The organism is Bacillus atrophaeus (assembly GCF_001584335.1).
GTDB classification, from domain to species: Bacteria; Bacillota; Bacilli; order Bacillales; family Bacillaceae; genus Bacillus; species Bacillus atrophaeus.
Window position 1 is genome coordinate 328,116 of sequence record NZ_LSBB01000020.1, and the last position, 14,228, is coordinate 342,343.

Annotated in this window: 17 protein-coding genes and 1 pseudogene; 9 read left to right on the forward strand and 9 right to left on the reverse strand. The window is 41.8% G+C overall.

The window, feature by feature from the left end; all coding sequences use genetic code 11:
- Positions 1-265 precede the first annotated feature (265 nt).
- The gene (locus AXI57_RS21435) at positions 266-403 is read left to right on the forward strand and encodes a hypothetical protein (protein WP_155723726.1); all 138 of its coding nucleotides are present in this window, start codon (positions 266-268) and stop codon (positions 401-403) included.
- Positions 404-515: 112 nt separating this feature from the next.
- On the opposite strand, the gene AXI57_RS15290 is transcribed toward AXI57_RS21435, so the two are convergent.
- Both AXI57_RS15290 and AXI57_RS15295 read right to left on the reverse strand, forming a co-directional pair.
- Complete coding sequence (locus AXI57_RS15290) at positions 516-845, reverse strand: hypothetical protein (RefSeq protein ID WP_010788288.1); 330 nt, start codon at positions 843-845, stop codon at positions 516-518.
- Between the two features lie 59 nt (positions 846-904).
- A complete protein-coding gene (locus AXI57_RS15295; RefSeq protein ID WP_061670553.1) occupies positions 905-1,183 on the reverse strand; it encodes a hypothetical protein in 279 nt (92 codons plus the stop codon).
- Positions 1,184-1,373: 190 nt separating this feature from the next.
- Between AXI57_RS15295 and AXI57_RS15300 the strand changes: the two are divergent.
- Together AXI57_RS15300 and AXI57_RS15305 are read left to right on the forward strand one after the other, a co-directional pair.
- Positions 1,374-1,800, forward strand: a pseudogene (locus tag AXI57_RS15300) (NucA/NucB deoxyribonuclease domain-containing protein).
- 148 nt (positions 1,801-1,948) lie between these two features.
- Positions 1,949-2,611 carry an MgtC/SapB family protein gene (locus tag AXI57_RS15305; RefSeq protein ID WP_010788290.1) on the forward strand — a complete coding sequence of 221 codons (663 nt, stop codon included), beginning with the start codon at positions 1,949-1,951 and terminating at the stop codon, positions 2,609-2,611.
- A 58-nt stretch (positions 2,612-2,669) separates the two neighbouring features.
- On the opposite strand, the gene AXI57_RS15310 is transcribed toward AXI57_RS15305, so the two are convergent.
- From AXI57_RS15310 to AXI57_RS15320, 3 genes are all read right to left on the reverse strand, one after another.
- Entirely contained in the window at positions 2,670-2,909 is a 240-nt protein-coding gene (locus tag AXI57_RS15310) for a hypothetical protein (protein ID WP_061670554.1), read from the reverse strand.
- Between the two features lie 212 nt (positions 2,910-3,121).
- Positions 3,122-3,334, reverse strand: a complete 213-nt coding sequence (locus tag AXI57_RS22130; RefSeq protein WP_061670555.1) for an aspartyl-phosphate phosphatase Spo0E family protein — start codon at positions 3,332-3,334, stop codon at positions 3,122-3,124.
- A 59-nt stretch (positions 3,335-3,393) separates the two neighbouring features.
- Positions 3,394-3,609 (reverse strand): spore coat protein, encoded by a 216-nt coding sequence (locus AXI57_RS15320; protein WP_081112782.1) that lies wholly within the window; start codon positions 3,607-3,609, stop codon positions 3,394-3,396.
- A 314-nt stretch (positions 3,610-3,923) separates the two neighbouring features.
- Between AXI57_RS15320 and AXI57_RS15325 the strand changes: the two genes are divergently transcribed.
- Positions 3,924-5,324, forward strand: coding sequence for a polysaccharide deacetylase family protein (locus tag AXI57_RS15325; RefSeq protein ID WP_061670557.1), 1,401 nt, complete (start codon positions 3,924-3,926; stop codon positions 5,322-5,324).
- Positions 5,325-5,376: 52 nt separating this feature from the next.
- Here the strand turns inward: AXI57_RS15325 and AXI57_RS15330 are convergent, their stop codons facing one another.
- From AXI57_RS15330 to AXI57_RS15340, 3 genes are all read right to left on the reverse strand, one after another.
- Positions 5,377-5,850, reverse strand: a complete 474-nt coding sequence (locus AXI57_RS15330; protein WP_061670904.1) for a YjfA family protein — start codon at positions 5,848-5,850, stop codon at positions 5,377-5,379.
- A gap of 135 nt (positions 5,851-5,985) precedes the next feature.
- A complete protein-coding gene (locus tag AXI57_RS15335; RefSeq protein WP_061670558.1) occupies positions 5,986-6,396 on the reverse strand; it encodes a ribosomal maturation YjgA family protein in 411 nt (136 codons plus the stop codon).
- Positions 6,397-6,521: 125 nt separating this feature from the next.
- Entirely contained in the window at positions 6,522-7,085 is a 564-nt protein-coding gene (locus tag AXI57_RS15340) for a YjgB family protein (RefSeq protein ID WP_061670559.1), read from the reverse strand.
- Positions 7,086-7,242: 157 nt separating this feature from the next.
- On the opposite strand from AXI57_RS15340, the gene fdhF reads away from it, so the two are divergent.
- From fdhF to AXI57_RS15360, 4 genes are all read left to right on the forward strand, one after another.
- Entirely contained in the window at positions 7,243-10,197 is a 2,955-nt protein-coding gene (gene fdhF / locus AXI57_RS15345; protein ID WP_061670560.1) for a formate dehydrogenase subunit alpha, read from the forward strand.
- A complete protein-coding gene (locus AXI57_RS15350; protein WP_003327503.1) occupies positions 10,190-10,750 on the forward strand; it encodes a helical membrane plugin domain-containing protein in 561 nt (186 codons plus the stop codon). Before fdhF ends, AXI57_RS15350 begins: the two co-directional genes overlap by 8 nt.
- A 217-nt stretch (positions 10,751-10,967) precedes the next feature.
- A complete protein-coding gene (locus AXI57_RS15355) occupies positions 10,968-11,561 on the forward strand; it encodes a DUF4352 domain-containing protein (RefSeq protein ID WP_061670561.1) in 594 nt (197 codons plus the stop codon).
- A gap of 117 nt (positions 11,562-11,678) precedes the next feature.
- Positions 11,679-12,296: an NUDIX hydrolase gene (locus tag AXI57_RS15360; RefSeq protein ID WP_061670562.1), complete on the forward strand. Its 618-nt coding sequence runs from the start codon at positions 11,679-11,681 to the stop codon at positions 12,294-12,296.
- Positions 12,297-12,325: 29 nt separating this feature from the next.
- Here the strand turns inward: AXI57_RS15360 and AXI57_RS15365 are convergent, their stop codons facing one another.
- Positions 12,326-12,604: a hypothetical protein gene (locus tag AXI57_RS15365; RefSeq protein WP_061670563.1), complete on the reverse strand. Its 279-nt coding sequence runs from the start codon at positions 12,602-12,604 to the stop codon at positions 12,326-12,328.
- Positions 12,605-12,995: 391 nt separating this feature from the next.
- Here AXI57_RS15365 and AXI57_RS15370 point away from each other — a divergent pair, with 391 nt between their 5' ends.
- Positions 12,996-14,186: a cytochrome P450 gene (locus AXI57_RS15370; RefSeq protein ID WP_061670564.1), complete on the forward strand. Its 1,191-nt coding sequence runs from the start codon at positions 12,996-12,998 to the stop codon at positions 14,184-14,186.
- Positions 14,187-14,228: the final 42 nt, after the last annotated feature.

Consider the following 14,228-nt stretch of genomic DNA (forward strand, 5'->3'; position numbering starts at 1 on the left):
ACTAAGAATATTGCTTCTGTTGATGGGATACGGATTCTCGACATACTTCCTGACGATTACAGGCCGGATATGAAAGCGAATCTTGCTTTAATCGGGGCAATCATTGTCTGCGGCAGCGTATTTTAGAGATATTGATAAGTATATAGAAAAGAAGTTATACAAATTATGGTAAATAACAGGATGGGAAATTGGTGTTAACGGCTAGAGTGCGGGTGGTTTCTCTCCAAAACAAACACAATACAATAGGAGGCAACGGTGAATGTAAATGGCAGAAAAACATATTACGTCAAAATACAAGGAGCTTGCCAAAAAGCACGGGGTGTCAGGGAACACCATTAAATCAATAGCTGCTGGGAACGAAAAAAGAGTGCGCCCATTCAAACTCATGCACAGAAATTATTAGACTCGTCTAAATAGACGGGTCTATTCTTTTTTTTCTATCAGAATAGCTAACTACATTACAAAGTTACAAAAGGCTGATTTCCATAAAGTCTCTATGTAAAAGAGAGAAGATATTACTTCTCCCAAACCTGCTGATCAATGAGTTTCACGTGAGATGGATCGCCTGCGTTTTTTTGGCTCATATAATCAGCATTCATATTTAATAGTTGATGGTAGGCGGAATCGAATTCTTCTTTTGATATTTGATTGGAAGCCAATGAGGAGCACAAAATGGCGAATGCGATCGGCATTGTATCAATTTGAATATTTACGTGAACATTGGCTTCTGAATTTCCGCTGTGTTCTATGATGGAACCTTTGACATGAGTATTTTCCGGGTTGGCTTTTTCGATCTCGGGCCTTTTTTTATTAAACTCCATTATGTTATGAACTTTGTCTTCCATGGATTTCACCATTTTCTTTAAAGGCTGAGGGTTTTTTAAAATTCAATTGTTCTGAGTCTTTACGATGGGTTTGAATTATTATTTGAATTATTTTGGTTTTGAGATTGTGCTGATTCTTCATCAGGGTCGTCTTCAGTACGCACTTTTGTTGCTTTCGTATCTACATCAACTTTAATATTCACTTTTGAATTTCCGCTATTTTCGACTTTTGCAATATTAGTATTTCGATCTTCGTTTTTTAATTCGTTGTCATTTTGAGCATAAGCCTTCGCTTTTGCATGGCTATCTGATTTTGCTTTTGAATAGTGATCCTCATCATCTTCATAGAAATGACTCATATTCATTCTCCTTTCTCTGTTTAATTATGATAGGTTATTCATTTTTGAGTTAAATCGATTGGACGAACTCCGTAGGGTAAACGTTCAATTTCGCATTGCTCATTTAATATTCATACAGATCATTTAAATAATCTGTAAATAACCGCCATACATTTAACTGTAAGTGCAAAATGGGGGTTGAATGTATACGATGAAAAAATGGATCACGAGCTTATTTCTGACCGCAGCGATATTATTTGGATTGATGGGTGCGGAAGTGTATGCTCCGCAGGATGTCAAAGGCGCATCACGGTATGATCAGGTTCTTTACTTCCCATTTTCACGTTATCCTGAAACCGGCGATCACATTAAAGATGCGGTAGCGGCCGGACATTCAGATGTATGTACGATTGACAGGGCCGGGGCGGATGAGCGGCAGGGAGGAGTCTTTAAAGGGGGTTCCTACGAAACCGGGGTATGACCGGGATGAGTGGCCGATGGCTGTATGTGAAGAAGGCGGGGCCGGGGCGGATATCCGGTATGTCACCCCATCTGATAATCGAGGCGCCGGTTCATGGGTCGGGAATCAAATGAGCGGTTATTCTGATGGTACGAGAGTATTATTTTTCGTACAGTAGAGTGAGCCTTCTTTTGAACGAGTCTGTACAAGTTTTTTCTAACTATTCTCAGTCTGTTCGTCCCGTCTCCAGTTTTACACTCTAATTTCTGCCCGGTAGTATATAAACCGCAATTTTGTGGTATTTAGATATGGAAAGGAGTGACAGGATGGACATTGATTTTGTAATTCGCTTAGCGGTTGCGGGCTTTTTAGGCGCACTTATCGGTTTAGAAAGAGAATTTAGAGCGAAAGAAGCCGGCTTGCGGACGCATTTCTTAGTTGCAGTAGGCAGTGCATTAATGATGCTTGTATCTAAATATGGGTTTTCCGATATCATTCAGAATGAACATACGTCCTTGGATCCAAGCCGGGTCGCTGCACAAGTCGTAAGCGGGGTCGGATTTTTAGGTGCGGGAACCATCATTTTACAAAGGCATATTGTTCGCGGTCTTACGACGGCGGCCGGCATTTGGGCTACTTCGGGAATAGGACTGACAATCGGCGCCGGAATGTATGTAATTGGAATCAGCGGGACGATACTGGCATTGATCGGTCTTGAACTTTTGAATGTCTTGTTCAAATCGATATCCACGCATTCTTTATTCATCGGCTTTGATGCGGACCAAAAAGATTCTATATACAAAATTCTTGAGCACATAGAAGCAAAGGGCATTTTAATATCTTCTTATGAAATAAAGAACAAAACAGCAGGGAATCAAATCATATATGCCGTTGAGGTAAAAGGGAAAGCCAAGAATAAAAGCGGTAAAGTAGAGCTCATTAAAACGATTCAGTCAATCCCTCATATTTTGTCTGTGAAAGTGGAATAAAGCGCAATAAAAAAGGGCGGTGAGCCGCCTTTTTTTGGTTTATTCAGATGTGTTTCTCTTACATTCGGACAATGACTGATCCGCCGCTGCCGCTGCCGCCGTTTGTGCATACGCGGTTTTGCTGTTCTTCAATTGAACGCAGCAATTGATTGTTTTGTTCGCTCATTTTAAGTAATTGTTCCATTTTATATTCCAGGTTGCTGAGCCTTTCTGCAAATTCCTGCGGATGATAACCCCATGCTGAGGAAGAGGTTTTTTTAGACGAATAAGGCCAATGCGAATTCAAGTGTGAATACATATGAGAGCCTCCAATATCTAGACTTGTGTAGTACATATTATGTTTTTGGGATATGAGTGTTCGCCTATTTATGCCAAGAGGAATCAGGTCTGGCTTCTTTGCGTGAGCTAAAGAAAGTGAATCTAAAGTAAGTAATCAGGGTGCTTATCGCCGGTAATGAAATATATGGAAAGAGGGAGTCCGAAGAAGTTTGAGACAACATAAAAAGGGGGCTAATCCCCCTTTCTATCTGCATGATACTGATTCAGCAATACATCTAATGCTTCGCTCAGCCTGATCGTGTCAGGATGAATCCGGCCTTTTTTGACTGCTGACAGTATCATTTTTTCTCTCGTGATTTCGATGTTTTTAAGCAATTCTTTTTGTTTTGCCTCTGAAATAACAAAATCACTCCATAATTCGGGGCGGAAAAGGATGGAGTTCATCCTTATTTTAATATGAAGCGCCCTCTCGTCACAAGTGTTCTGTTATGCCTTAAACCAATTTAGGGCCTTCCGCCATATCCATATCCGTATTGCCATGGATAGTAAGGTCTCGGATAGTAGTAATAAGGGGGATAAAATGGATAATAGGGTCTTGGTCTTGGATAGTAGTAAGGCGGATAAAATGGCGGTCTCGGTCTCGGGCGCGGATAATAATAAGGCTGTCTTTCATCGGCAAAATCGATTTGTTCAAAATCTTCATAATAAGGATAATTCAAGAGGAAAACCTCCCTGGTTTTTTTTATTCTGTTTACTATATTCCCTTTTTCCCAGATAGTGTAAGTACATCTTTTTTTCCCGGGATCTTGGCTGATTCTCAAGGATTTTTCTTTTCAAATCATATGAAAAATGTTTGACAAGAACTGCTAAAACTCTTAATATTACAAATGGGAAACGAATGTTACTTTATTGTTACAATTAGATGTCAATTTAAAAGTTAGGATGATCGCTTGATGTAAAGAAAGGAATATAGGGCTAAAGTTTATCATCTGTGGATTTTAAAACGAAATGATTACGAAAGAAGGAGAAAGGTTTGTTTGCAAGCAGAATAAAGTGGATCAATGTGCTATTGCTGATTGTATTAATGGCGGGCGTCATTGGTTACTGTCAAAATAAAATCTCAAACGACAATGAAAAGAAAAAGATAAAAATGGATTCAACATACGGCGATGTAGAGATTGCTACTCTCGTTAACGATGGAAAAACGTATAACTATGCCGTCAACTATCCTGTATTTAAAAATAAAGTTATTGATGAGAAGTTTAAGAGTTATGCAGAAAAAGAACTTCATAAGTTTCAGCAGGAATACAAAAAAGCAAATCAGGAAAGCACGAAAACGCGGTGCGAATTAAATATAAATTACAATATCGTTCATTACGCAAAGCAATCGGTAGCAGTCGTGTTCGATGAATATAAATATTTAGGCGGCGCGAATGGAGAAACAACTCAAACGACATTTAATTTTGACTTTGATAAGCAAAAATTTATCAAGCTTAATGATATTTTTAAAAAAGACAAAGATTACCTGAATAAGCTTTCATACATATCTTATCAAGAATTAAAGAAAGAAAAAGAAATTGCCGCCAATGATGAGCTGTTAAAAGAAGGAACGGCTCCGACTCAGAAAAATTTCAGCCATTTTGCGGTAAAGGAAGATTATCTGGAAATTTATTTTGATAAATATCAGGTAGCAGCCGGATATCTCGGTGAGCAATCCATCGCGATTAAAAAAGATCTTTTGAAAGATATGATGAAAGAAAAGTATTTGAATAAAGAGAAAAACAAGAATAAAATCAAGGAAAATAAACCTAAACACGAAGTCATTTCCCTGCCGAAAGAGGAAACGATTGATCCCGCTCAAAAAGCTATTGCTTTAACCTTTGATGATGGCCCGAATCCTGCGACAACCAATCAAATTTTGGATTCGTTAAAGAAATACAATGGGCACGCTACGTTTTTTGTGCTGGGAAACAGGGTTCAATATTATCCTGAAACCTTAAAGAGAACGCTGAAAGAAGGACATGAGGTCGGGAACCATTCATGGAGCCATCCGCTTCTTACAAGGCTTTCTGTTCAAGAAGCGATGAAACAGATCAATGACACACAGAATATCATTGAAAAGATAAGCGGCTACCGGCCGACACACGTAAGGCCTCCATATGGCGGTTTAAATGATTCTCTGCGCAGCGCTTTTAACATGAAAGTCGCTTTATGGGATGTTGATCCGGAAGATTGGAAATACCGTGATAAAAAAACTGTCGTCAATCACGTTTTAAGCCAAGCGGGGGACGGAAAAACGATACTGATCCATGACATCTATTCCACATCTGCGGATGCAGCCGATGAAATTATTCGCAAATTAACAGATGAAGGGTATCAATTGGTAACTGTTACACAAATGGAGGAAATAAAAAAACAAAGAGAAGAAAAATAGTTTTGAAATGCTGCCGAGGGGGGATCTTGGCAGCCTTTATTTTATTCTGAAATTAATAAGAGCCAGTTGTTGCCCACACATTCAGGCTGGGTCCAGAATACTTGCCAAAAGCGTATGAACTCCTGGGGTCTAAATCATAAACCATCGGCGTATAACAAGATTTTTGACCTGCCGCCGCCTTGCCATTGCCTCCTGAAGAATCACAGTTATACCGCTTTCCATCCGTGTTGCGGGTAATCTCCGCATTCGCTTCATAACCGGATGTCAGCGTGTTGTTCATCGAAATTTTAGCCCAAGCTGTTTTACAAGTACTGCTGAATTTCAGTTCCACCACGCCAATGACTTGATTGTTTGCATTCACTAAGTTAGAGGATTTTTTTGTGGAACCGCTAGAATCACAGTCATTGTAATAAGGGCTTTTTCCATCGTAGGAATGGGTTTCGGCGTTAACGGGAATGCCATTGCCGGCCAAAAACAATGCAGTGACTAGAAACATCAAGGACACTTTCATGAACAAGCTTTTCATCAATCACTTTACCTCCTTCAAATGCGAAACAATAAATCATATTACTCTCCCATGCGAAAATGCATGTCTGTCGTTTTTATTTATTTAAAGGTCTTTTTTCTAAGAGTCACTTGCAGTGTAATCAGAACAGCTGATTCATCTGTGTTTTAATTTGTGTCTCCGAAAATCCCTGCAGGTAATGTCTATCACAACACCTATCCCAATTCCTATCGTATAAGCTCCCAAATCGCTCCATAAAAACCCATACCCTAACACCAATCCGCCAAGTGTTGTGTCTCTGATCCGATCAATCCAGTCGGCATGATACAGTTGGCTGCATTCAATAAGGTAACAAAACGCAAGGCTTATCAATCCCGCCCGCGATGTTTTTATCGTATGGAAAACAAATCCGATCCCAAGGAAAATCATGAGCGCCCACAGTGCGTCGCCTGCATAGATATTCAATACATTCGGCAGAACATCAGGGATTTTTCTGGACAATAATCCTAGCCCCATGACAACAGCAGTCATTCCGGCATAAGCAAATCTATTCCGTTTATCAATCATCTGAAAAACCTCATTTCACATATCTTCCCGTACGTATTCTCCAGATGTATTGTAAGGAATATGGGTGAGTGTGTCCACAGTAAAAAAAGCAGCGGCTCTGATAGCCGCTGCTCTTCCCTATACATCTATTTCGCTTTTAAGTTTACATGGTCGGCTGTCTGGTCGCTGCCGATGACAAAATGAAGTTCATAGTCGCCTGTGAAGTAAACATAATCTGTTTCATTTGTGTGCGGAACAGTTAGAATTTGATCCGCGCTGCCGATTTGTTCACTTAACACAGCCGGCGTGATTCCGCCGAGGTTTTGCTGTCTTTCCACCCCGGTTCCGAAGTAGCGGATTTGTGAAATCGTATTGTCTTTGTTATACGAAAATCCATATCCGGGATTCCCCATATTTGAGCTGTATAAATCGAATGGGTTGCCGGCATCCGCTTTTTTCTCCGGTTCTCCGATTTTGTTATAGACATCGCTTTGTGTGCTTTTGTTGACTTTCAGACCTTCGATATCTTGAGGCATTTCTCCCTTAAAGGCGGTGTTGTAAAGCTCGTTCAGAATCTCAGCTGCTCGTGGGTTTGTCTTTTCAGATGCAGCTGCCGATTGAGACGCAGCTTGTGCCGGCGCAGAAAAGGATACCATTCCCAATCCTAATACAGAACCTGTCAATACAGTCGCTGTGACCGCGGTAGCCATCGTTTTTTTTTGTGAGCATTTTATACCTCCTAGATACAGTATCGTTTCCCTTGAGCTTCCTAGCCGAAACATGGCTTCTTCATGTTTTGATGTTCGGCTGTGAGGGAACTGAAATGTTTAGTTAGTGATATACAAGGGGAGAAAGGGGAAATGTCAGATGACAAATTGTAAAGTGATTGTAAATGGCGTCGAAATGGAGACAGCCGGGGAACAAAACGTGCTGAATCTGCTTTCTGACAGCTCTATTGAAGTGCCGCATGTATGCTATCATCCGAGCCTCGGCCCGATTGAGACTTGCGATACTTGTATTGTCAGTGTAAATGGGGAACTGGTGAGATCATGCTCCGCAGAATTAAAAGATGGAGATGTGATTGATACGCTCTCCTCTGAGGTGAAAAAGGCGCAAGTGATTGGGATGGATAACATTTTATATAATCACGAACTATACTGTACGGTTTGTGATTACAACAACGGGGGATGCGAAATACATAATACGGTGAAGGAAATGAAAATCAATCACCAAAGCATTCCGTTCGACCAAAAACCGTACCATAAAGACGAGTCTCACCCGTTTTACCGTTATGATCCGGACCAATGCATTTTGTGCGGACGCTGTGTAGAGGCATGTCAGGACGTACAGGTAACTGAGACGCTGACAATAGATTGGGAACGTAAACGTCCACGCGTGATTTGGGATAACGACGTACCCATTAACGAATCCTCATGCGTCTCCTGCGGCCATTGCTCCACCGTTTGTCCGTGCAACGCGATGATGGAAAAAGGGATGGAAGGGGAAGCTGGTTATTTAACGGGTATAACTGAAGAAACCCTTCGCCCGATGATTGAAATGACAAAAAGCGTTGAGACCGGTTATGGTTCCATTCTTGCCATTTCTGACATGGAATCGGCGATGCGAGATGAAAGAATAAAGAAAACGAAAACTGTATGCACATATTGCGGAGTCGGGTGCAGCTTTGACATTTGGACGAAAGGCAGAGACATTTTGAAGGTCGAACCGCAGCAAGAAGCCCCTGCCAACGGTATTTCCACATGTGTCAAAGGAAAATTCGGCTGGGATTTTGTAAACAGCGAGGAAAGGCTGACAAAGCCGCTGATCCGGGAGGGCGGCCATTTCCGTGAAGCGGAATGGGAGGAAGCGTTAGCGCTGATTGCCGATAAGTTTTCAAGTATTAAAGAGGAATACGGCCCTGACGCGCTTGCTTTTATTACGTCTTCGAAATGTACGAATGAAGAATCCTATCTCATGCAAAAGCTCGCAAGGGGAGTGATCGGCACAAATAATGTGGATAACTGCTCCCGCTATTGCCAATCCCCCGCTACAGCCGGATTATTCCGGACAGTCGGATACGGAGGAGATTCAGGTTCGATTCAGGATATAGAAAAGGCAGAGCTTATATTGATTATCGGCTCCAACACGTCTGAATCACACCCTGTATTATCGACAAGAATCAAAAGAGCCCACAAATTGAGAGGCCAAAAAGTGATTGTAGCTGACCTCAGAAAGCATGAAATGGCAGAGCGTTCCGACTTATTTATCCAGCCTGACGCGGGTTCCGATATCGTCTGGCTTAATGCGGTTTCAAAGTATTTGATTGATAATGGCATGGCCGATGAGGCATTTCTTAATGATAGGGTCAATGGTCTGGATCAATTTGTGAAGAGTCTTGAGCCGTACACAATGGAATACGCAGAAAAACAAACCGGCATTGATAAGCAAACACTTATCAAGATTGCAAACATGATTCACGAAGCGGACAGTATGTGTGCATTATGGGCGATGGGGGTCACGCAGCATATCGGAGGCAGCGATACGAGCACAGCGATTTCCAACCTGCTGCTGGTGACAGGAAATTATGGGAAGCCGGGCACCGGTTCTTATCCGTTGCGCGGCCACAATAATGTACAGGGAGCCAGCGACTTCGGAAGTATGCCGGATAGCCTGCCGGGCTATGAAAAAGTGACAGACGAAAAAGTGCGGGAAAAATATAAACAAGGCTGGGGGACGGAAATACCGGCCGAACCAGGTATGACAAACCATGAAATGATTGAAGAAATTCACTCTGGGCAGCTGAAAGCTATGTATGTCAAAGGGGAAGAAATGGGGCTTGTGGACTCCAATATTAATCACGTTCACGCTGCTTACGAGAAGCTTGACTTCTTTGTCGGTCAGGACATTTTCCTGTCCCGTACAGCGGAATATGCGGATGTTGTGCTTCCGGCAAGCCCAAGTCTTGAAAAAGACGGAACCTTTACAAATACGGAGCGCCGGATTCAGCGTCTTTATCAAGTCTTTGAGCCGCTTGGGGAATCAAAACCGGACTGGCAGATTATTATGGAAATCGCCAATCAATTAGGTGCGGATTGGAGTTACGATCATCCGGCTGACATCATGCAGGAGGCTGCGATGCTCTCGCCATTATATGCCGGTGTAACATACGAACGGCTTGAAGGATACAGCTCTCTGCAATGGCCAGTGAGCGCAGACGGAACAGATTCGCCATTATTATTTGAAGAAGAATTCCCGTTTCCGGACGGCAAAGCCGTTCTCTACCCAGTCCAGTGGACCAAGCCGTCAGAGTTTGGCGAGGAATACGATATTCACGTAAATAACGGGCGTCTTTTAGAGCATTTCCATGAAGGCAATCTGACGTATAAATCAAAAGGCATTTCTGAAAAAACGCCGAATGCATTTTTGGAGATTTCCCATGAGCTCGCCGAAGAAAGAGGGATCAAAGACGGCACGCTGGTGAGGCTGACTTCACCATATGGAAATGTGAAGGTGAAATGCCTCATCACTGATCGCGTCAAAGGCAAGGAAGTCTACTTGCCGATGAACGATTCCAAAGAGGCGGCGATCAACCTGTTAACAAGCAGCTATTCAGACAAGGATACAGATACACCTGCTTATAAAGAAACCTCTGCGAAAATGGAAATTTTAAAACATGACGGAATTAATCCGCTTCCGAAAATCAACCATCGAAACGGAAATCCTCAGCCGCAAATCGGTGTGCAGGTTCAAAGGAAATGGGCGCGGAAGGATTATATGTTCCCTGGAGATGCTGTAAAGAAAGGGCTGAAACATAATGGCTAAAGCGATCACAAAGATTCAAAAACAAACTGTGACAGAAGAGGATCAGCGCAAACGGGATTTAGAGGAAATTGAAACGGCTTTAATTGATCATAAAGAGGCCATTCTCGAAACGATGCATATCCTGGGCCATATGAATGACCGCGGGATTCTGTCTGCATTGAGCGGACTGTTTGGCCAAGGCGACAAGGTGATGGATATATTGGTGAAAACAGCGGACAAGCCTGAAACGGCAAATATGCTGAAGAATCTTCTTTTGCTTGGTGGCACGCTCGGAATGCTCAATGTAAAACAGCTGGAGCCTTTCATCCTGAAGATCAACGCCGGTGTGGCAAATGCAGCGGAACAAAAAGACAGCAACGAAAAAATAGGCTATTTTGATATTCTCCGTTCCTTAAGAGACCCGGAAATCAATAAGGCGGTCACCATGCTGTTTACTTTTCTGAAAGGCATGGGGGAGGATACAAAGGAGAAGGAGAGAAATACCCAGCCCCCCGAACATCAGCAGCATCATCAAGAGCCGCACGACAACAGTGACATGGATAAACGAGATTGATTTCTGACACCCGAGCTGAAAACGGCAGCTCGGGTTTTTTGTGAAACACCGCTTCAAACCGGCTGTAAATCCGAATAGATCATATGATTCAGCCTTTTTACCGTACAAATGAAGGGAAAGTTTATGAAGTTCGGTAAAAACATTACTTTATTCCCTGTTAATGAGAGAGGTAATCTATTTATAATAGAAAACGATTACTTTAGATGGGGGAACAGGAATGAAAAAAGTCTTATTGTTATTATTCATGCTGACAATTGGTTTAGCGCTTACGGCATGCAGCCAATCAAACGATGCTTCAGCTGAACAAAAGGAAGAAAAGAAAGCAAGCGAAAAGAAAGAAGAAACTACAAAAGACAAAACTGAAAACAAAACAGATGAAGAGGTACATAAGATTGGCGAGACTTTTAAAGCTATGAATACTAATTTCTCAGTCAATAAGATTTATACTGCACAAAAAGGCGAGTATAAGGTGAAATTAAGTGAAGAAAAAGAAAGATCTCTGCAAAAGAACGAGGAATTTTTAATTGCAGAGGTAACAATTGAAAATAAAGGCGAAAAATCAATAGACTACAGTATATTAGGGTTTGAATTAAAGGACGGGAAAGATAAAACCATTTTACCTAATATAGTATCGACCCCAGATATAGACACGTACATTCAAGCAGGAAACTTAGCTTCCGGCAAAAAAGTGACCGGAACAATCAGTTTCGTGGTTCCTAAAGGGGAAAAGGACCTCACGCTCGTCTATAAACCATCTTTTTTTGATTTGACAAAAAAAGAAAATATTCATTATCTCATCACACTTAGATAGGCACAGCTCATGGCACGTTTTTCGCACCTAGGAAGCGTGCTTATTTTTTATAAGTTGATAACCATAATATGGTATAATGGTAAGGGCTTTCAGATTTGTTCAATTGAGGTGATATACATGAATATCAAGTGGCTTGAGCGGGCGAAGCGCATTCAAGCAATAGCGCAGGCGGGTCTCGCTTTTTCGAAAGACGACTATGACAGAGAAAGATATGAGGAGTTAAATAAGGTCGGTATGGAAATGATGGCAGATTACTCTGATTCGGATATAGAAATGATTGCAGACTTATTTGTAGGCGAGCCGGGTTATCCGACTCCGAAAGCGGATGTTCGCGGCGTGGTATTTCATGAGAATCGTATTTTGCTTGTCCGGGAGATCCATGATGATCTGTGGGCGTTGCCGGGCGGGTTCTGTGAGATTGGATTATCGCCGGCTGAAAATGTTGTAAAAGAAATCAAAGAAGAATCAGGATATGATACCGTTCCCGATAAATTACTGGCCGTTTTGGACAGCCATAAGCATCCTCATCCGCCTCAGCCTTACCATTACTATAAGATCTTTATTCAATGCAGGATTGTCGGCGGGCAAGCAAAAAGCGGTTTAGAGACGAATCATACAGCTTTTTTTCCAGCAGACAGTCTGCCTCGTCTATCCCCGAAAAGAAATACAGCCTCACAGCTCAGTATGCTTTTTGACTTTTTGCAAGATCCGAAAAAGGAAACGATGTTTGATTAACAATGAAAGAGCCCGAAAGGCTCTTTTATTTATAACGCGATATGTTTCTCACTGGCCAGTTTAAGAAGCGTGATAATAGAATCGGCTTTTTTGCTGCCAAGTTTCTTTTTCAATTGATTTACTTCAATTAATTGATTTCCATATACATCAACTGACGCTTTATCGACCACGGTGTGCCAGTTTTCCTGTTTATTTCCTTCAGCAAGCGGTTTTGAATGTTTCTCAGAGAAAGAGAACACAAACATCACAAATACGAGTGAAAGTATCATTCCTGCGTACAGTTTTTGACGATTAGTCTGGGCTGTCATATTGTTCTCTCCTTCACAATTTTACTCTTCATTTAATCATATATCGTACTTTATTGAAATAATGGAAAAGTCATTTTTTTAAATAGTTCATATGGTTTGAACAAAGGTGTTTTTGGCTGTTGATAAGCTGGTGAATCTGAGTCAGTATCCGATGATTATGCCTATAGTCACGTTGTGAGCCGTATCAATGGCGATGGATAGAAAAAAAATGAAAGATTATGGTAAGATGAACGAAATTCGAGAGGGTATATATGATGCCTTTTTGCACCTCGTTGTTTCAAAAACGACTTCCTGATTCAAGAATTTGACTTTACATCCCTCTCTTTGGCGATAGCAGGAGGTGGTGACGAGCATCAAATGAACAACACATTGTTTGATGGGGAGTGAGAAAATGAATGTAGTAAATCAGCGGCAGGCTTTACAGCGAGCTATATTGAAAGGGATAAACAAACAGGATGCTTACCATCCATTTCCGTGGTACGAATCAATGAGAAGGGAATCCCCTGTTCATTATGATGAAGAAAACCAAGTGTGGAGCGTTTTTCTTTATGAAGATGTGAAAAAAATAATCGGGGATAAAAATGGTTTTTCCAATTATGTGAAGCAGCAAGCGAATTCACTGGGCAATTCAATCATTAATATGGACCCGCCGAGACATACGCAGATTCGTTCAGTTGTCAACAAAGCGTTTACTCCACGGGTCTTGAAGCAGTGGGAATCGAGGATTCAGGGCATTACAGATGAATTAATTGATCGTTTACTTGGAAGCCGGGAGTTTGATCTAGTGCAGGATTTCTCTTATCCTCTTCCTGTCGTTGTGATATCTGAACTGCTGGGCGTGCCTTCAGAGTATATGGATCAATTTAAAAAGTGGTCGGACATTCTCGTAAGCACACCAAAGGATGGCAGTGAGGAAGCAGAAAAAGCTTTTCAGGAAGAAAGAAACAAATGCGAACAAGAGTTAGCGGCGTTTTTTGCCGCCATCATAGAAGAGAAACGGAAAAAACCGGCACAAGATCTCATCTCGATTTTAGTCAAAGCGGAAGAAGAAGGTGAGAAGCTTTCCGGAGAAGAATTGATCCCGTTTTGTAATTTACTCCTTGTGGCAGGGAATGAAACGACGACTAACTTAATATCAAACGCGATGTACAGCATATTAGACATGCCTGGGGCTTATGATGAGCTCAGGGACGACCCGGCGCTTATTCCTCAGGCAGTGGAGGAAGCCTTGCGTTTCAGGGCTCCCGCACCGATTTTGCGGCGAATCGCCAAACAGGATGTGGAAATAAGAGGGCATCTCATCAGAGAAGGAGATATGGTTTTGGCTTTTGTGGCGTCTGCGAATCGTGATGAAGCGAAGTTTGAACAGGCACACATATTTGATATTCATCGTCATCCTAATCCGCATATTGCGTTTGGTCACGGCAATCACTTTTGTTTAGGCGCTCCGCTTGCGCGTCTTGAAGCACAAATTGCTTTGAAAGCTCTGACAAATGCGTTCCCTGGCATGGAACGTATCAGTATATCGCCAATTGCAAACAGTGTGATTTATGGGTTAAAGAGTTTTCGTGTAAAAGTTTAGAATTTTCCAGAAACAAAAGATTCAAACTAACTGGAGGCTGAA